This window comes from Psychrobacillus sp. FSL W7-1493 (genome assembly GCF_038004905.1).
GTDB lineage: Bacteria > Bacillota > Bacilli > Bacillales_A > Planococcaceae > Psychrobacillus.
This window is the reverse complement of sequence record NZ_JBBOSB010000001.1, coordinates 2,178,298-2,196,664: the sequence shown is the minus strand read 5'-3', so window position 1 is coordinate 2,196,664 and position 18,367 is coordinate 2,178,298. Positions and strand designations below refer to the sequence as shown.

Annotated in this window: 21 protein-coding genes; 16 read left to right on the top strand and 5 right to left on the bottom strand. The window is 35.3% G+C overall.

Features of this window, described 5'->3' with window-relative positions:
- Positions 1-21 precede the first annotated feature (21 nt).
- From MKX96_RS11145 to MKX96_RS11135, 3 genes are all read left to right on the top strand, one after another.
- Positions 22-231, top strand: a complete 210-nt coding sequence (locus MKX96_RS11145) for a hypothetical protein (RefSeq protein WP_340883664.1) — start codon at positions 22-24, stop codon at positions 229-231.
- Between the two features lie 257 nt (positions 232-488).
- A complete protein-coding gene (locus MKX96_RS11140; protein WP_340883663.1) occupies positions 489-1,157 on the top strand; it encodes a hypothetical protein in 669 nt (222 codons plus the stop codon).
- Positions 1,158-1,349: 192 nt separating this feature from the next.
- Positions 1,350-1,910 carry a sugar O-acetyltransferase gene (locus tag MKX96_RS11135; RefSeq protein WP_340883662.1) on the top strand — a complete coding sequence of 187 codons (561 nt, stop codon included), beginning with the start codon at positions 1,350-1,352 and terminating at the stop codon, positions 1,908-1,910.
- 105 nt (positions 1,911-2,015) lie between these two features.
- Here the strand turns inward: MKX96_RS11135 and MKX96_RS11130 are convergent, their stop codons facing one another.
- Positions 2,016-3,293, bottom strand: coding sequence for an MFS transporter (locus MKX96_RS11130; protein ID WP_251556171.1), 1,278 nt, complete (start codon positions 3,291-3,293; stop codon positions 2,016-2,018).
- 134 nt (positions 3,294-3,427) lie between these two features.
- A complete protein-coding gene (locus tag MKX96_RS11125; RefSeq protein WP_169360150.1) occupies positions 3,428-3,703 on the bottom strand; it encodes a hypothetical protein in 276 nt (91 codons plus the stop codon).
- Positions 3,704-3,948: 245 nt separating this feature from the next.
- Between MKX96_RS11125 and MKX96_RS11120 the strand changes: the two genes are divergently transcribed.
- A complete protein-coding gene (locus MKX96_RS11120) occupies positions 3,949-4,413 on the top strand; it encodes a hypothetical protein (RefSeq protein ID WP_298471724.1) in 465 nt (154 codons plus the stop codon).
- A 110-nt stretch (positions 4,414-4,523) separates the two neighbouring features.
- Here the strand turns inward: MKX96_RS11120 and pepF are convergent, their stop codons facing one another.
- A complete protein-coding gene (gene pepF, locus MKX96_RS11115) occupies positions 4,524-6,335 on the bottom strand; it encodes an oligoendopeptidase F (protein ID WP_340883659.1) in 1,812 nt (603 codons plus the stop codon).
- Between the two features lie 484 nt (positions 6,336-6,819).
- Here pepF and MKX96_RS11110 point away from each other — a divergent pair, with 484 nt between their 5' ends.
- From MKX96_RS11110 to MKX96_RS11085, 6 genes are all read left to right on the top strand, one after another.
- A complete protein-coding gene (locus tag MKX96_RS11110; RefSeq protein WP_445678191.1) occupies positions 6,820-7,992 on the top strand; it encodes an ABC transporter substrate-binding protein in 1,173 nt (390 codons plus the stop codon).
- A 102-nt stretch (positions 7,993-8,094) separates the two neighbouring features.
- Positions 8,095-8,967: a branched-chain amino acid ABC transporter permease gene (locus MKX96_RS11105; RefSeq protein WP_169360146.1), complete on the top strand. Its 873-nt coding sequence runs from the start codon at positions 8,095-8,097 to the stop codon at positions 8,965-8,967.
- Between the two features lie 10 nt (positions 8,968-8,977).
- On the top strand, positions 8,978-9,931 hold the full coding sequence (locus tag MKX96_RS11100; protein WP_251556175.1) for a branched-chain amino acid ABC transporter permease: 954 nt from the start codon (positions 8,978-8,980) through the stop codon (positions 9,929-9,931).
- Entirely contained in the window at positions 9,921-10,709 is a 789-nt protein-coding gene (locus tag MKX96_RS11095; RefSeq protein WP_169360144.1) for an ABC transporter ATP-binding protein, read from the top strand. Before MKX96_RS11100 ends, MKX96_RS11095 begins: the two co-directional genes overlap by 11 nt.
- Positions 10,702-11,406, top strand: coding sequence for an ABC transporter ATP-binding protein (locus MKX96_RS11090; RefSeq protein WP_340886000.1), 705 nt, complete (start codon positions 10,702-10,704; stop codon positions 11,404-11,406). The genes MKX96_RS11095 and MKX96_RS11090 overlap by 8 nt, the downstream gene beginning before the upstream one ends.
- A gap of 237 nt (positions 11,407-11,643) precedes the next feature.
- Complete coding sequence (locus MKX96_RS11085) at positions 11,644-13,182, top strand: sensor domain-containing diguanylate cyclase (RefSeq protein WP_340883655.1); 1,539 nt, start codon at positions 11,644-11,646, stop codon at positions 13,180-13,182.
- A 42-nt stretch (positions 13,183-13,224) separates the two neighbouring features.
- Here the strand turns inward: MKX96_RS11085 and MKX96_RS11080 are convergent, their stop codons facing one another.
- Positions 13,225-13,602: a hypothetical protein gene (locus MKX96_RS11080; RefSeq protein WP_340883653.1), complete on the bottom strand. Its 378-nt coding sequence runs from the start codon at positions 13,600-13,602 to the stop codon at positions 13,225-13,227.
- 82 nt (positions 13,603-13,684) lie between these two features.
- On the opposite strand from MKX96_RS11080, the gene MKX96_RS11075 reads away from it, so the two are divergent.
- The 3 genes from MKX96_RS11075 (at position 13,685) to aac(6') (ending at position 15,033) form a co-directional block, all read left to right on the top strand.
- Positions 13,685-14,125: an OsmC family protein gene (locus MKX96_RS11075; RefSeq protein ID WP_340883651.1), complete on the top strand. Its 441-nt coding sequence runs from the start codon at positions 13,685-13,687 to the stop codon at positions 14,123-14,125.
- Between the two features lie 203 nt (positions 14,126-14,328).
- The gene (locus tag MKX96_RS11070) at positions 14,329-14,571 is read left to right on the top strand and encodes a hypothetical protein (RefSeq protein WP_169360140.1); all 243 of its coding nucleotides are present in this window, start codon (positions 14,329-14,331) and stop codon (positions 14,569-14,571) included.
- 6 nt (positions 14,572-14,577) lie between these two features.
- On the top strand, positions 14,578-15,033 hold the full coding sequence (aac(6'), locus tag MKX96_RS11065; protein WP_340883650.1) for an aminoglycoside 6'-N-acetyltransferase: 456 nt from the start codon (positions 14,578-14,580) through the stop codon (positions 15,031-15,033).
- A gap of 92 nt (positions 15,034-15,125) precedes the next feature.
- Here the strand turns inward: aac(6') and trhA are convergent, their stop codons facing one another.
- Positions 15,126-15,776 carry a PAQR family membrane homeostasis protein TrhA gene (trhA, locus tag MKX96_RS11060; RefSeq protein WP_340883649.1) on the bottom strand — a complete coding sequence of 217 codons (651 nt, stop codon included), beginning with the start codon at positions 15,774-15,776 and terminating at the stop codon, positions 15,126-15,128.
- Between the two features lie 140 nt (positions 15,777-15,916).
- Between trhA and MKX96_RS11055 the strand changes: the two genes are divergently transcribed.
- From MKX96_RS11055 to MKX96_RS11045, 3 genes are read left to right on the top strand one after another with little or no spacing between them, the layout of a single operon-like run.
- Complete coding sequence (locus tag MKX96_RS11055; RefSeq protein WP_298471705.1) at positions 15,917-16,483, top strand: DUF1836 domain-containing protein; 567 nt, start codon at positions 15,917-15,919, stop codon at positions 16,481-16,483.
- Positions 16,483-18,000, top strand: coding sequence for an amidohydrolase (locus MKX96_RS11050; RefSeq protein WP_340883648.1), 1,518 nt, complete (start codon positions 16,483-16,485; stop codon positions 17,998-18,000). The genes MKX96_RS11055 and MKX96_RS11050 overlap by 1 nt, the downstream gene beginning before the upstream one ends.
- A 53-nt stretch (positions 18,001-18,053) precedes the next feature.
- Positions 18,054-18,362: a DUF4870 domain-containing protein gene (locus tag MKX96_RS11045; RefSeq protein WP_340883647.1), complete on the top strand. Its 309-nt coding sequence runs from the start codon at positions 18,054-18,056 to the stop codon at positions 18,360-18,362.
- Positions 18,363-18,367: the final 5 nt, after the last annotated feature.

The following is an 18,367-nucleotide window of genomic DNA, read 5'->3' as shown; positions in this document are numbered from 1 at the left end:
TAATCTTTAAGGAGGGACAAAATGATAAAATCTGCAAAGGGTCAATTAATACTTTCCACAATAACTGCCACTCTCTTTATTATTGCTTCCTTTTCTTTTATACAATTTAATGATGGTAATCGTTTTTTCTTTGGACCGGTTGTGTTCTACATTTTAATGTTATTAAATGTATTTCATGCGGGATTATTAACGCAAAAATATATTCAATTCAAAAATGACGACACTGATTAAGCCTCAGATAAAATAAGATAAAATAAAAATATAATCGTTAATAGATAGAAACACAATGATGAGCTAGAGTTGAATTTTTCAGCTTTTATTGCATTTCAGTTCCTTGAAATAGCCTTATGATCCTGTTTTCTAGCTTTTCTTTTACATATGATAAACTTTTAGTAATGGAACATAGGATGTTTGTTAAAAACAACTATTAAAATTTAAGATTATAACCCCTCTTTTATGGGAAAGAAGTAATAAAGGAGGGGAAACTAATGGATACTATTTTATACTTATTTTTTACAGCGGCATATATAGGGCTTTTTATTTGGGGATTAATAGGAATAAAGAAAAAAGATGTTTTCAAGTGGACAAGCTTTGTGTATCTTATTATTTTGGCACTTATCTATGATAATGGAATAATTGGTATAGGGAGATGGATCGGTGAAGGCGATTTACTGGAAACCTTGAATCTCTTACGATTTTGGACGCATGCATTTTTAACTCCATTACTTGTCTTATTTGCGGTTGGTACATTGAAGGAAAGTGGAATAGCATGGGCTCAGAAAAAATGGCTTACGATATCAGCTATTATTTATACATTGATTTTAATAGGTATTGAAATATGGTTGGAAGCGTCTCAGCTTACATTAAAGGCTGAGGAGGAATATGGGGTTCTTAGATATGTCTCTACAGAAGAAGCTTCAGGGCCACCAATTATGATTCTTCTAGTAACACTTGTATTAATCGTGACTAGTGCTATTCTTTGGAAGAAAACAAAATGGCCCGTCTTTTTTATAGGTGCAATCATTATGACAATTGGTAGTGCGGTTCCTATCAATGTAGAGAGCGGTGCGGTCACGAATGCATTTGAATTGTTCTTATTATTTACGCTTATTTGGACAAAGAGAAGGCTCATAAAAGATAAGCTCCAATCTAAATAAATTCAAATAAATATTTAAAGAATTTAAGACGACCCAATAAATTACTGGGTTGTCTTTTTGAATTTAACTAAACTAATGGCAAGAGAAGTCTAACGATCAATATAAAAAAAATAAGTTGGAACTACCTTAAATGTGTTAGGCTTTGGTCAAGAGATATAATGCCAGTTAAGTATAAAGATGAGGAGGATAAAAATGAAATCTGAAAAAGAAAAAATGCTGTCCGGTGAATTGTATAATCCAGCAGATACCGAATTAGTTAGAGACAGGGAAGAGGCAAGGAGAAAGGTAAGAGTTTATAATGAGACTATTGAAAGTGAAGGGGAAAAACGCCGTGAACTACTAATGGACTTATTAGGTTCTACAGGGAAATTAGTTTATATGGAGCCAACGATTAGATTTGATTATGGCTATAATACGCATGTTGGTGACAACTTTTTTGCGAATTTTGATTGTATCATATTGGATGTTTGTGAAGTTCGCGTTGGGGATAATTGCATGCTTGGACCAAGTGTGCAAATTTATACAGCCACACATCCTCTGCATCCAGGAGAACGTAATTCCGGCAGAGAGTATGGAAAACCTGTCACGATTGGAAATAATGTTTGGATAGGGGGACATGCAGTTATCAATCCAGGCGTCCATATTGGAGATAATGCTGTTATTGCAGCTGGAGCTGTCGTAGTAAAAGATGTGCCCGCGAATGTGGTGGTAGGGGGTAATCCAGCAAAAGTAATTAAAGAAATTGAAATATAATGAGCTTATTAGGAGCAACGGGAGCATCAAAGTATAGAGATTTTAAATTTCATACAGAAAGTGAAAAGTGAAATTGCGCGTGGCAATTTCACTTTTTGCAAACTATTAGACAGCATCAACTGGTACAGGCTTTGGTGCTTCTTCTGGTTCTGGTACTTGTGTCAAAACTATTATTCCAATAATAAATAAGATGATTAAGCTAAATACACCGTAAGAGGAATTCCCTGTAACTTGTGTAGTAAATCCAATTAATAAAGGTCCCATTATGGAAGCAAATTTACCGAAAATATTATAGAACCCAAAAAACTCGTTAGAATTTTCTTTTGGTATTAGCTTGCCGAAATACGATCTACTTAATGCTTGGATCCCACCTTGAGAGGTTGCTACTAGCATAGCTAAAATCCAAAAATCAGTGATAGTTTCTAAGAAAAATGCATACGTACATACAATTGTATAGACGATAATCCCTACATATAACATTTTCTTTTCAGAAAATCTAACCGCCAGCCTACCATATAGAATTGCAAATGGAGCTGCGACTACCTGGGTAACAAATAGAACAATGATTAAATCAGTAGATTTTAAGCCTAGGTCCGTACCGTAGGCAGTAGACATTGAAATAATGGTTCCTACACCGTCAATGTAAAAGAAATATGCTATTAAAAATAGAAACAATGCCCGGTACTGACGAATCTCCTTAACCGTTTTTCCAAGTCGTTTAAAACTTTGTGTAATTGGATTTTTTTCTCGCTCGATATAATGAATCTGTTTTACATTTTTAAACATCGGAATAGCGAATATAATCCACCAAGCTGCGGTGATAAGGAAAGCAATGCGGCTTGCTGTGATATCTGAAATAGGAATGATATTATTGCTGGCCAAAAGAATGATGACTATACTGATTAAAAATGGGATAGCACTACCGATATATCCTAGACCGTAACCTCTAGAAGATACTCGAGACATTCGCTCGTTAGTGGTGACGTCAACAATGAAGCCATCATAGAAAACATTGGCTCCAGTTGCACCCAGAGCAGCAAAAGTATAGCAAATTAAAAATAGATACCATTTGTCATAGGGGATAAAGGCAAGCAATGCAGTTGCTGTTACTCCTAAAAAGAAAAAGAAATAGAAAAATTTCTTTTTAAAGCCTTTGTAATCGGCGATGGTACCAAGGATTGGTCCGATCATTGCTAATATAAACGTAAAAATCGCAATCGTATAACTAAGGTAAACCGTTGAATCAGCTGTATCAATGCCAGCAGCAGTAGCTGACCCTTTATAAAAAATAGGAAAAATTGCAGTAGTAATTATGATGGAATATGCGGAGCTACCCCAGTCGTAAAGAGCCCAACTATTTTCTTCCTTTGTAAACTTTTTCATCATTTTCCCCCTTCCCGTCTGATAATATTGTACATGATTTGTAACAAAGTTTGTAAAAATTTCTGAAATTTTACAACTCTTTTTTGTTCCATAATGGTGGGAAGAGAGAGGATTCCCCGCGAATAGGAATAGCTTTATTTCATTTTAATTGAAATTTCGGAAACAACATAGGCTAGATGGTCATTGCCAAACAACTGTAGTACTTGAATTACGGTTTGAGTGTCTACATCTACAGCATTTATTTCTGTTTCTTCTACTGCTTTTGCTAAAGCTTCATTCGTTGCTTGTTCCGGATAGGCAGTTTGATAAAGTGCAAAAGGGTCTACTTCATGGTTAATACACCATTGTGCAAATAATTGAATCATCATATTCTCATCTTGTTCGTATTGCTCAATCACTTTGTTTTTCATATTTACTCCTTGTTAAGTCATATTTTATGGCTTATTTGATTATATCTTTAAAAAAGTGGTTAGACAGGATTGGTTATTTAATTAGTATAATTATAGCAAAGTTCGTTAAATATAGAAGTAGTTTAAAAGCGGAAGGAGGGTGTATCAACGGTTTGTTGGAATACTACTATAAAACAAGTTGCTAATAGTTGACTATAAATTTATATATCTTGATATAAAAATAATAGATTAAGGGGGATTTATTAATGGCAATATTAAAAGACTATACAGAACAACCAACTTGTGAAGTTGAACTAAATATAGAATCAGTAAATGATATGAGCGTAAAATTCAACATTTGTTTCCGTTCTGGTCACAGTTTCCCTGCCGTACATTCAAAATCAATACGCTGTTTAAAAGAAGATTTCCTGGAAATGTTAAGTGATTTAAAACGACTAAATAACACATATTTAAGTATGCTAGAACATAAAGATCCAGGGTTGTGTATTTATCATATTCCTCAGTTTGGTACTTATTACTATCCTAACTATGGATTATTGGTGCCTGAGAAGGAAAGGGATTTACGCTATAGATTAATTTTTGTTTTAGATGCAGGTGAGCTGAATCATCGAATGGCAACAGAATGTGGACCCGCCTTATGTTTAATAGTTAGGATGGAACAAATTAATGAATTTGCTAACAGTTTAATTGCTCAAGTAAATACTGTTTAATAACTGATACACACTAATTAAATAATAAGCCCCAGAAATTTTACGAGTGGTAAAATTTCTGGGGCATTTTAAATTTTTTTGCAGTATCGTTTAGCTTGTTCGTTCTTAACTTACTTGCTGTCAATTTCCTCTGTTAAGCTTTCAAGTTCATCAACAAGTGAACCAATATATGCAATTGTATCTCGGAGTGGTTCATCAGTTGTAATGTCCACACCAGCCATTTTAGCTAATTCTACTGGCGATTTAGTTCCACCAGCCTTTAATACTTCTAACCATTCGTCTACTGCCGGCTGTCCTTCGTTTAGTATACGTTTAGCAACCTGCGTGGAGATGGTTAAACCTGCACTATATGTGTATGGATATAATCCCATATAGTAATGTGGCTGTCTCATCCAAGTAAGCTCTGCTCCATCTGTTATTTCCACAGAATCTCCCCAGAATTCTTCTAAAACCTCTCGCTTGTATGCATTTAAAATTTCAGCATTTACATTTTGCCCTTGATCTACACGCTCATAAACTTTACGTTGATAAGCTGCTTCTAGTAAATGAGTAACAAAGTTATGATAATAGGTTCTAGCAACAATGGAAGATATTACCCAACGTTTAAATTTAGGGTCATCCGAACTTTTCAAAAGATGATTGGCAACTAACATTTCATTCATTGTGGAAGGCGCCTCGATAAAATATAAAGATGGACGAGAATTAAATAGATTTTGTTCTTGGTGTGCAAAATAGAAATGACCCGCATGACCAAGCTCGTGAGCGAGAACAAATACTTCATTCATTCGACTCGACCAGGATATTAAAATGTATGGGTGACTACCATATGGACTAGAACAGAAAGCGCCCGTGGATTTTCCTTCATTTTGTGCAAAGTCTACCCAGCGTTCCTTATAAGAGCGATCAACCATTTCTAAATACTTATCACCCATTACTGATAATGATTCATTAATATACTTCTTGGACTCTTCTATTGTAATAGTCGGCTCATAGTTTGGATCTAGGGCAATCTTTAAATCAGCGAAGGTCATCTTATCTAAGCCATGTACCTTTTGAAGTAATTTTGCATATTTCCTCATATGTGGTGCTAATTCTTTTGTGATTAGATCTATTTGACGGTTATATAAAGATCGATCGACTTCTTGGTCGAACAATAAATATTCGAATACCGAATCGTATCCTCGCAGGTCAGCCGTTGTTTTTTCTTGTTGAAGCGCAATGTCATACGTTTTTGCAGTGGTATGCTGATATTCCTTCAATTTAGATGAAAAAGCTTCAAATGCTGCTCTTCGAAGAACTGTATCTGTTTCAGCTTCCCAATCATTTTCAAAGGAAACGTAGCTTAATGGATATGGTTTTCCGTTTACCTCAAAGTCAGGAAAAGAAATATCCAATAATTTAGTTGTTTCATATAAATTATAAGGTGCATCAAATGTTGGAGAGTAGGCAGCTAATACCTTTTCCACTTCTGGGTGAAGCGTATATTTCTTTCTTTCTAGTAACTTCACTAAATAGTTTTCGTAAGAAGAATCCAGTTTTGCTGCTTCCTCAAGTAACTCTGTGGGCATTTCTAATAGTTCGCTGTCAACAAAAGATGTTTGGCTAGCAACCTTGCCAGCTAATGAACTAAATTGACCGGCTCTCATTTGTGCTTCCGTATTTGACTGGTCTTCCGTAATCGCTAATCTTGCATAGCTACCTAACAAACTAAATTTCATATAAAGAGACTGGTATTCCTCCAAAGCATCAATGATGACATTAGCGCTATCTAATTTCCCTTTATACTTTTCAACGAATACAGGGACATTTTTCTCTATTTCTGCGTAAGCATCTTTATATTCCTTTTCCGAAGCAAATAAATCCTTTAAGTTCCAAGTTTCTTCTATTTTAACCTCTGATCTTTTTGGTAAACTTTGTACCATTCCCATCTCTCCTTAATATTACGGATATCGAACTATAAATAATTATAACGGAACTTAATAGAAAAGTAATTATTTTTCTTATATTCAGATTTATTTAATGAAACGGCTTTTATGTAGAGCTAAGACAATGAGCATATATACTACTTTTTTTATTAATTGTTCGTGCTTAACTTTTAAAAAGGGGTTATAAAATTGACACCTTTAAATGATATCAAAGTTAAACTGATCAGATTTTTGAAGCTAGTATTTCATGATTTTCAATAATAGAAGTATGAAAATGATGCCATTTTTTTATTTAATATATTGATATACTAAAGATTAAAAAGATTCGAATTAGTCAAATTTTTATAGACTGATTCCTATCTTTGTTTTACAATGTAATTGTATTACGAAAGGATAATTTTGGATGAAGTTAACTATAAGAAAGAGATATTAGTTCGCTTTTCAATTTCAAAATTTTCAAACAACAAAGGGGATGCATTGTATGAAAAAATCAAAGTTTGCTTCATTATTCCTAGCCTCGACCCTTCTCATTGGAGTTTTGGCAGGTTGCAATAGTGAAGGCGGTTCAGGGGATGGCGGAGAGACGATTAAAATTGGTATTAATCTTGAGCTATCTGGTGGAGTTGCTTCCTACGGACAATCAGAAGATAAAGCAATTGATCTGGCTGTAGAGGAAATTAATGATGATGGTGGTATTGACGGGAAGAAAATCGAACTTGTAAAAGTAGATAATAAATCGGATGCTGGTGAAGCCACCAGTGGAGCAATTAAGCTTATTACAAAAGATAAAGTAGTCGCTATCATTGGAGCTGCAACTAGTGGTAACACTGTAGCTCAAGTAGAAGTTGCTGGAAAAAATAAAGTACCACTTATCTCTCCATCAGGCACGAGTACTACAGTAACCGTTACGGATAAGGGTAAACTAAATGAGTTTGCTTTCCGCACAGCGTTTATTGACCCATTTCAAGGAACAGTAGCAGCAAATTTTGCCGCTAATGAGCTAAAGGTTAAAAACGTAGCGATTTACGCAGATAACAGTAGTGATTATGCGAAAGGCTTAGCAGCTTCCTTTAAGAAGGATTTTGAAGCTGCAGGCGGAAAAATTGTTGCACAGGAATCTTATGTTGCTAAAGATACAGATTTCCGTTCTACATTAACAAGTCTTAAATCTAAAAATCCAGATTTCATCTTTATCCCTGGTTATTACGAGGAAGTTGGTCTTATCGTTAAGCAAGCTCGTGAAATGGGGATTACAGTACCATTGATGGGAGCAGATGGATGGGATTCACCGGATATTGTTGATTTAGCAGGGGCAGATGCATTAAATAACACATATATTATCACTGCTTATTCTTCAGAGGATCCAGATGGTAAAGCTAAAGCCTTCTCAGATAAGTTTAATGAAAAATACGGGGAAGCCCCTAACTCCTTCCACGCTTTAGGCTATGACACTGTTTATCTATTAAAAGATGCAATTGAGAGAGCAGATTCAACAGATGGAACAAAAATTAAAGAGGCATTAGAAGCAACAGATAATCTAGATCTTGTAACGGGACTTTACTCGATGGATGAAAATCACCACCCAGTAAAATCAGCAACCATTATAGAGTTTGTAGATGGAGAGCAAGTGTTTAATACAAAGGTTAATCCATAAATATTGTTACTAATAACGGAGGGATTCATTCCCTCCTTTTCTGTGACTCTATGAAAAAAGGGGTTAGGCTTGTGCTGCCCTAAATATAAGGAGTGTAACTACATGGAATGGGTTCAACAGTTGATTAATGGTATTTCACTAGGAAGTATATATGCCTTAATCGCCCTTGGATATACAATGGTTTATGGAATTATTAAGTTAATAAACTTTGCTCATGGCGATGTATTTATGGTAGGTTCTTTCATTGGTTTCTATTCAATTACCGTATTTGGTTTAGGTTTTTTTCCCGCACTTATTATTTCAATGACTGTCTGTGCATTATTTGGTGTTCTAATAGAGCGCATTGCCTATAAACGACTAAGAAATGCTACACGTATAGCGGCTTTAATTACTGCCATAGGGGTTTCTTTACTCATTGAATATGGAGTGATTTATATAAGAGGTGCTCAATCTGAGGCATACCCAGATTTCTTTAAGAAAAACTTTGAACTATTTGGTGTGCAAATAGGTATGCAGTCCATCTTAATATTGTCTGTTTCCGTTGCATTAATGATTATTCTGCAATTTATCGTACATAAAACGAAAACAGGAAAGGCAATGAGAGCTGTTTCTCATGACACAGAGGCGGCAAAATTAATGGGTATTAACGTAGACAACACAATTTCCGCAACTTTTGCAATTGGTTCAGCCCTAGCGGGTGCTGCTGGTGTTATTTTTGGAGTTTACTATACAAAGATTGACCCATTAATGGGAGTTATTCCAGGGGTAAAGGCCTTTATAGCAGCAGTATTAGGGGGAATTGGAATTATACCTGGAGCAATGGTAGGAGGTCTACTTTTAGGTGTTATTGAATCTGCTGTAAGTGCAATAGGCTTCTCTTTGTGGAGAGATGCAGCAGCATTTGTCATTCTAATATTAATACTTATCTTTAGACCATCAGGTATTTTTGGCAAAAATGCACGAGAGAAAGTGTAGGTGTATACGTATGAAGAAAACCTCTAAACAATTTTGGCTATTTGTTGTATTGGGGATAGCCATCTATGCCGTGATACAGCTTCTTATTATGAACGGGATTATTGATCAATTTTATAGTAATACAATTATTGTTATATCTATTAATATTATATTAGCCGTAAGCTTACACCTTATAATTGGGATTACCGGACAATTTTCTATAGGGCATGCAGGCTTCTTAGCAATTGGGGCATATATTTCAGCTATTGTGACAATGAGGCTTGAATTACCATTTTTCTTAGCCATAATAATAGGTGGAATTGTTGCTGCTTTAGCTGGGTTGATCGTTGGCATTCCTAGTCTTCGCTTAAAGGGAGACTACTTAGCGATAGCAACGCTTGGCTTCGCTGAAATTATTCGTATTGTTTTCTTGAATATCGACTATGTTGGTGGAGCTTCCGGTATGCAGGTTGACCATATGACCACATGGACTACAGCATTCATCTGCTTAGCAATTACTATCTTGGTGATTGTCAATTTCACAAATTCAAGACATGGTATTGCCTCCATTTCAGTTAGGGAAAATGAAATTGCTGCAGATGCCATGGGAATAAATACGACTTATTATAAGGTAGCAGCATTTGCAATCGGTTCCTTTTTTGCTGGAGTAGCAGGCGCTCTTTACTCACATAATTTTTATATCATTCAACCAAGTCAATTTGGTTTCTTGAAATCGTTCGACATTTTAATCTTTGTTGTTCTAGGAGGATTAGGGAGCTTATCTGGAGCCGTTTTATCAGCTATCCTATTAACCGTCGTCTCAACGTATCTACAAGGATATCCAGAAACTCGAATGATCATATACAGTCTCGTACTAATCATTGTTATGTTGTATAGACCAAAAGGATTGATGGGGACGATGGAGATTACAGATTACTTTAAAATGTGGAGAACACCAAAAGGGGGCAGTCAATATGGAAAATAGGCCTTTACTAGAGGTGATAAATGCCGGAATTCAATTTGGGGGCTTGAAGGCTGTCCAAAATTTAAATATGGTTTTAAATGAGGGAGAGCTTGTAGGTTTAATAGGGCCAAACGGAGCAGGCAAAACAACGAGCTTTAACCTATTGACTGGGGTCTATGCACCTACCACTGGAGATATTATGTTTAACGGGGAAAGAATTAATGGATTAGCCCCCTTTAAAGTGACTAGGAAAGGGATCAGCAGAACCTTTCAAAATATTCGTCTGTTTAATGAATTGACTGTCTTAGAAAATGTGAAGGTCGCTTATCATTCTTTAGCTAAGCATACGATGCTTAGCTCCATTCTGCGACTACCTTCTCATTTTAAAGGTGAGCAAGAGATGGAAGAGAAATCTATCGAATTTTTGAAGATATTTAAATTAGATAGATATAAGGATGAGCTTGCTAAAAACCTTCCTTATGGTCAACAGAGACGGTTGGAGGTTGCAAGAGCTTTAGCAGCAGGGCCTAAGCTACTTTTATTAGATGAGCCAGCAGCTGGAATGAATCCTAAAGAAACAAAAGAACTGATGGATCTAATAGGATTTATTCGTGAAAAGTTTAATTTAACCATTCTGCTGATTGAGCACGATATGAATCTTGTAATGGGTGTTTGCGAAAGAATTTATGTATTAGACCATGGACAGCTTTTAGCAGAAGGTACTCCTCAAGAAATACGAAATCATCCAAAGGTCATTGAGGCTTATTTGGGAGAGGAGGTTCCTAATGTCCATGCTTAAAGTAGAAAATATAGATGTCTATTATGGGAATATCCAAGCTTTACATAATATATCGTTAGAAGTGAATGAAGGAGAAATTGTTACGTTAATCGGAGCGAACGGGGCTGGAAAAAGCACGCTCCTTAAAACTCTATCTGGATTGTTAAAGCCTAAGAAAGGGAAAATCGAGTTTTTAGGTAAATCTATAACAGGGAAAGCAGCTCAAACGATAGTGAAGGCTGGTATATCTCATGTGCCAGAGGGTCGAAGAGTTTTTGCTAATCTTACTGTAGAGGAAAATCTCGAGCTAGGAGCATTTCTTCGTAAGGATAAGGCAGGCATTAATTCAGATTTAACAAAGGTTTATGAAACTTTTCCAAGATTGTTAGAAAGAAGAAAGCAGCTATCCGGAACACTCTCCGGGGGAGAACAGCAAATGCTTGCCATTGGGCGTGCCATTATGGCAAAGCCTAAACTAGTGTTACTAGACGAACCGTCGATGGGATTGGCTCCGCTTATGGTTCAAACTATTTTTAAAGTCATAGAAGAAATAAATAATGACGGCACCACCGTATTATTAGTTGAACAAAATGCCCATATGGCACTTTCCATAGCTAATAGAGGATACGTTATTGAAACAGGTAAGGTAGTATTATCTGGACCTGCAAGGGAGCTACAATCGAGTGAAGAAGTTAAGCTTGCTTATTTAGGTGGTTAATAAAAGATGCTAGGAGAAAAAGTGAGCTTGGTAACTATCAAGCTCATTTTCCTTTTTATAAGGTATAAGGGATGTCAAATCTTTAACATCACACAACTTTTCGCCTATTTGAAAAAAGAATTTTTCTTCTCTTTTTCTCCATATCAATCAAAATATCTATTATCTATAGTTATTCATATATAAATAATGCTACAATGAGAAAATGTAGTAATTATATTGTATAAATTTGGAGGAAACATGATAAGAACGTTACGTTTTTGGATTTTAACTTTAATTTCATTTTCAATCATTGGCATACTGACAAGCTCACTCTTTTCAAGCTATTTAGTGACAAAAGATAGCTTGATTGATAACTCGTTGGAGCAAAATCGAGTATATTCTAAAAAGCTGGCGGAAATGTCAGAGGAGCTTTTTTCTTCTATGCAACTTAACCTTGAAGGGAGAAAAGCTGATATTATCAAGCTATTGGATAATCCGACAGAATTAACAATAGTATTGAACCAGCTGATAGTAACAAGTAAAAACTTTAACTCTGTCTCAGTTATTGATAAGAACGGTCTCGCGATAGCTACTTCTCCTAATGTAGGAATTGCTGGTACTGTTATTCAATCCGAAGGTGTTAAAGAAGCATTAGATAAGAAAGAGAATATTATTACAAAACCATATATGGCTGCGACAGGTAGATTACTAGTTCTTGTATCCACCCCGCTTTTTAATGAACAAAATGAGTACCTAGGAATGCTGAACGGAACCATCTATTTAGAAGAGGATAATTTTATACGAAACATTTTAGCAGAGCATTATTCTAAAGATGGATCGTATGTTTATGTCGTGGACCATTCAGGAACGCTTATTTATCACCCTGATGAAGAGAGAATCGGAGAAGTAGTAAAAAGTAATGAGATAGTAGAGAGCTTAATCAGAGGTGACAGTGGCGCAAGTATTACTGAAAATACGAAGGGTGACCTGTACGTGGCTGGATATACTTTAATAGAAGCAAGCAGATGGGGAGTAGTATCGCAAACCCCTTATGCTTCAAGTATAGAGCCTCTTGCTGGAATCATATTGAAGATATTTTTATATGCACTTCCTTTTATAGTTTTATTTCTTGTAGTAGCTTTTGTCCTTTCAACTAAACTAGCTTCTCCATTACAAAAACTTGCAATGTACACAATGGATCCTCAATTTAATAGAAATGAGCTAGAAATTCCGACATGGTATTTTGAGGCTAAGCAGTTAACGGAAACTGTTGAAAACTATCGAAAACAGCAAGAAGAAACTGTAGAGAATTTTAAAACTCAATCCTTAACTGACCCTTTAACTGGGTTAAAAAATAGAAGGTTTGCAGAATATCTTTATAGTCATTTAATCGAGAGTAAAAATAACTTCTCGATGATTATGGTGGATATCGATTTCTTTAAAAAAGTAAATGATGAGTTTGGACATAATGCAGGGGATGAGGTTCTGCAATTCATAGCTTACCGAATGAATGGGGTCGCTCGTGAAGAAGATTATATCATTCGATTAGGTGGCGAGGAATTTGCAATTGTTATGCCGAATACTCTACTAGAGGAAGCATATCTTATTGCAGAGATACTGAGAAAAGATATTGAATCTACTTTACCTCCAACCAATAAGGCTATTACAATATCTTCTGGAGTGGGGGAATACAAGCATAAGGCTGAAGCGATTTCTTCATTTATGGACCGTATTGATCAGGCTCTATATAAAGCAAAATCTAATGGGCGTAATCAAACGATTAAATCCAAGTATTAGAAATAACGTAAAAAGGTTTTAGCAAGTAGCTAAAACCTTTTGTCATTGTACATTGTTCATCTTTTTAATGAGATAAAATACAGCCTCTATAATTATTCCTATTACTAACCCAAAAGCACTAAACATAAACAGTGACAGGATTCCTATTATATCACCGTTTCCTTCAGGATTTATAATGAAGGAGCGGAAAAGGTCAATGAAACCTATCGCCAATCCAAACGTAAATAAATAAAATGCTTTGTAGAGCTTGTATAATAGCATAGCCCCAGCTGTGACTCCTGCTACAATGGAAAAGGCTGCAAAAGCAATAAAGTTCATAATAACTAATTCTTGTCCTAATACATACCTAACACCTAGAATTAGTAAAAAAAGTGAAGCTACAATGATGAAACCAGCAATTTTCCCATAATTTTTTAACAAATTAAACGCCTACCTTCTCTTTTTATAATATAGGAAAGTGGCACAATTTCCAATACATCCATAAGAAAGGTTTGATCAAATTATGACGGAACATCTTTTTCATTTAAAAGCGAATTGGCCTGGAGGCAGAAATGACGTGGGAGATATTCACTCAGGGAATTTACAAACTAATATCTCCATTCCAAAAGAAATGGACGGACCTGGAATTGGAACTAACCCTGATGAAATGCTTTTAGGTGCTGCAGCGACTTGTTATATTATTACACTGGCTGCAATGATGGAGAGAAGTAAAGTAAATACAGAAAACTTAGAGATGAACTCAACTGCTATAGTAGATGTTACAAATGGTATTTTTACGTATAAAAAAATTATTCATCGTCCGATAATTGTAATAACAGATGAAAAAGACAGACTAGTATCAGAAAAGCTCGCTATTAAAGCAGAACAAAGCTGTATGATAAGTAAAGCATTGCGAGGAAATGTGGATATTGAAGTAGAATATTCTATAAATATAACGGATTAATCGATTTCATAAAATAGTGAAGAACGATATAACTAAATGATTATTTTGATTTTCATACCTTTAAGTTAAATTGCTAAATAGAAGAAGTTATAATAACCGATATTTTTCAATATTGATCTTTAATTGATTGTTCATGTTTTTACTTTATAAAAGGAATTACATCTTTAATTAAAACTACATTTTGATTAATAGGGGTGAATACAGTGGAATGGATAATAATACCAGCTTTAATTTTTTCTGTACCTGTCATAAGAGCGATAACAGATCACTTAGAAGAAAAAGCACGTATAAAAGCTAGCTCTGTTAAAGATGCGTTAGAACTAGAAAGACTAAAACAAGAAAATTTTATCATTGAAACCGAAAAGATGAAAATAGAATTGGAACAAATGAGATTACAATCTCCCTCTCCAAGCTTAGACTTTTCCGTTACTAAAAAGGAGGTTTAGCATTGTATGGAAGGTATAATGATGATTAAACGAGCTGAAATAGAAGATTCAATGGATGTAGTCAGATTAGCTTCTCTTCTATGGCCAGGACACAACATAGAAAAGTTTAAAATAGAAACAGGCCAGCTGATAAAAAACGAGAATGCGATTGTTTATCTAGCATATGGACCTTTAGGAGAGCCAATAGGATTTGCACAGTGTCAAATTCGAACAGACTATGTTGAAGGAACTAGTACAACGCCAGTAGGCTATTTGGAAGGACTATTTGTGAAAGAAACGTTCAGGAGATCAGGCATCGCCAAGCAGCTAGTTAAACATTGCGAAGACTGGTCTATTTTAAAAGGCTGTAGGGAGTTTGCTAGTGACTGTGAGCTAGACAATGAGGAGAGTTATAACGTCCACCTGAAGCTAGGCTTTAAAGAAGTAAATCGTGTCGTTGCTTTTGCTAAAAAGCTGACTTAAACATGAGGAAATTATGAAAGGCACTTTCTGTTCAATTTGAACGGGAAGTGCCTTTCTCATCTGCTATATTTTGTTTATACAACGTAGAAGGTTTATATCACAAATTCATATACACATATAAAATGAAATATGGTTCCGAGCAATATGAAAATATGGAAAATTTCGTGGAAGCCTAATTTTTTTATAAATGGTAGATTAGGCTTTATACCATATATGATTCCGCCTATCGTATAGAAAATGCCTCCTCCAACTAAATATAAAAGTCCGTGGGTTCCAAGACTATCAGCTAATGAAGGAGCAAGAAAGATAATAATCCATCCCATTCCTATATAAAGGGCTGTGGAAATCCATCTTGGGCAATCAAACCAGACCATCTTAAATAATATTCCTGAAAAAGCTAGGATTCCAATTAAACCAAATAATAGATACCCTGTTGATCCCTTTAAAGTAATCAGGCAAAAAGGAGCATATGTGCCAGCGATGAGTAAATAAATCATTGAATGGTCTAAACGGCGTAAAAACTGAATAACACGACCTTTCGACTTGACCGCATGATACGTGGCAGAAGCTGTGTAAAGCAATATCATACTAACGCCAAATATAGAGAGAGCTGTTAATGTTAGGCTCGTTGCGTTTAAGGTAACTCCTTTCATAAGCATGAGGAATAACCCGGTTATTCCTAAAATAGCTCCAAATAAATGAGATAAGGAGTTAAAAGGTTCTCTAATATAATTTTCTAGCATAAAATGAATGCCTCCACTTCAATATGTAGTTTTAATAACTACATATAATGATATATTGATATGTATTGGTAGTCAAGGTTTACCTTTATTGAGTTTTAAGTTACTATGTTTTTAAGTATTACTAGGAGGTTCATTTATTTATGAATGATTTAAATAGGTTAATTGACCGTTTAGCTTTAGACACTGCCATTAAAGAAGAGGATATACCGGAAATAGACTTATACATGGACCAGGTTATACAGCTTTTTGATGCTAAATACGGGACGACCATTCGAAGTGATGAAGACAAGGTATTAACTAAAACGATGATTAACAATTATGCAAAGGGCAAGCTATTCGTTCCGATAAAAAATAAGAAGTACTCTAAACAACATATTATGTTGATTAATCTTATTTACCATTTAAAAGGATCACTTTCCATCAGTGATGTGAAAGAAACTTTATCTCCCTTAAAGGAGAAAATGGCTTCAGATGAATTTACATTAAATAATTTTTATCAATACTTTATTTCCCTTCAGCAAAATAATAAACAAGTCTTTTTAAAAGAAATTCAAGATTTAGATAAACTAACTAAAGAATTAGAGGCCGAGGAGGAATTACAAAAACTACTGTTAATCTCTTCTCTAGCTAATATGAGTAATTTTTATAGAAGAGCTGCGGAGTTGCTGGTTGATGAGCTTGCTCCTAAAGAAAAGGAGAAAAAATAATGAAAACTCTTTGGACAGACGGAAGTATTTATACAATGGATTCGGAAAATTCTATGACGGAAGCAGTTTTAACAGAAGGTGGAAAAATTATCCGAACAGGTGAAAAAGAAAAATTACTTCCCATGGCCGACATAGTTATTTCCCTTAAGGGGTCTGCAATGTACCCGGGATTGGTAGATAGTCATATTCATTTAATCGGTCACGGGGAAAAGCTTTCCTATCTCGACCTTTCTGGCTTTACATCCATAGAAGACATAGTGACAGAGGTAAGAAAAAAAGTCGTTCCTGGTCAGTGGTATATAACAGAGGGCTGGAACGATAACAATTTAATAGAGAGTCGCCCTATTACTCGAACTGATCTAGACGGTGTTATACAAGAAAGCCCAATCGTATTAAAAAGAATTTGTAGACATGTCCTTGTAGCGAATTCCAAAGCAATGGAAATTGCGGGGATAACCGAAGAAACTACTAGTCCAGTTGGTGGAATGATAGGAAGAGACGATAATGGTAGATTAAACGGGCTATTCTACGATGAGGCACAGAATCTAATCACTTCTCACATCCCACCAGTTACCTCAGATTACTTAGCTGACGTTATACGATTAAGTATCCAAGATTTACTCTCAAAGGGACTTACAGGCGTGCATACGGAGGATATGTCCTATTACGGGCAATATAATGTGCCATTAAAAGCGTACCACGATGCTGTAGAAGAAAATTTTAAAGTTCACCTGTTAAGACATCATTTAGTTTTTGAACAAATGCAGAGAGAGGTACCTACTGAATTCATAGAATTTGGTGCGATGAAAATTTTTGTAGACGGTTCATTGGGAGGAAGAACGGCTCTATTGTCTACTGACTATTTTGATGCCACTGGAACACAAGGGGTAGCTGTTCATCCTGAAGAAAAACTTGAGCAATTAGTGAAAATAGCTCGAGATTACCAAGAAAACATAGCAGTGCATGTAATTGGAGATAAGGCTACAGAGCTTATATTGGATGTAATCGAAAAATATCCGCCACCTCATCCGAAAAAGGATCGGCTCATTCACGTAAATGTTTTACGGAAAGATTTAATAGAAAGAATGCGCAAGCTTCCTTTAGTATTAGATATCCAGCCAATATTTGTTCCTTCCGATTTTCCTTGGGTAAGAGAACGACTAGGAAGCGAAAGAATGGAGTGGGCATATGCCTGGAAAACTCTTATAGCTGCTGGATTAGAATGCTCAGGCGGTTCAGATTCGCCGATTGAAAATGCGGATCCATTTTTGGCCATGGATGCTGCAGTAAACAATGTGTGGAATCCTGCTCAGTCATTGTCCTTGTATGAAGCACTTTGTCTTTATACAATAGGTAGTGCTAAGGCAATAGGTAAGGGGCTTTCTCGAGGAAAAATTGAATCAGGCTATGATGCTGATTTTACAATTGTTAATGAGCCGCTTACCGTAAGTAATCTAGCGAAGGTGTCTGTGTGTAAAACAGTAGTAGCAGGAAATATTGTGTATGAAAGAAAATGAAACTAATTATCTGTATATCCGTATAATAAGTTAAAGAAAAAGGAGGTTATATCATGGAAAATACAGGGCTAAAAGTATTATTACATGCAAGCACTTGGTTTGCACCGTTTTTAGTACCATTTGTGTTGTATTTAGTAGTAGATAATCATGAAATTAGAAATTTATCTATTCAAGCAGTACTTTTTCAATTAGTAATGTCAGTCCTACTGTTTATATCATTTTTACTGATATTTATTATAATAGGTATTCCATTAGTAATAATTTTTGCTATAATGGCTTTTGTTGTCCCGATTATAGGTATAATTAAAGCAATCAATGGCGAAACATTTAATTATCCTATTGTGGGATCATGGATTAAATAAGGGCT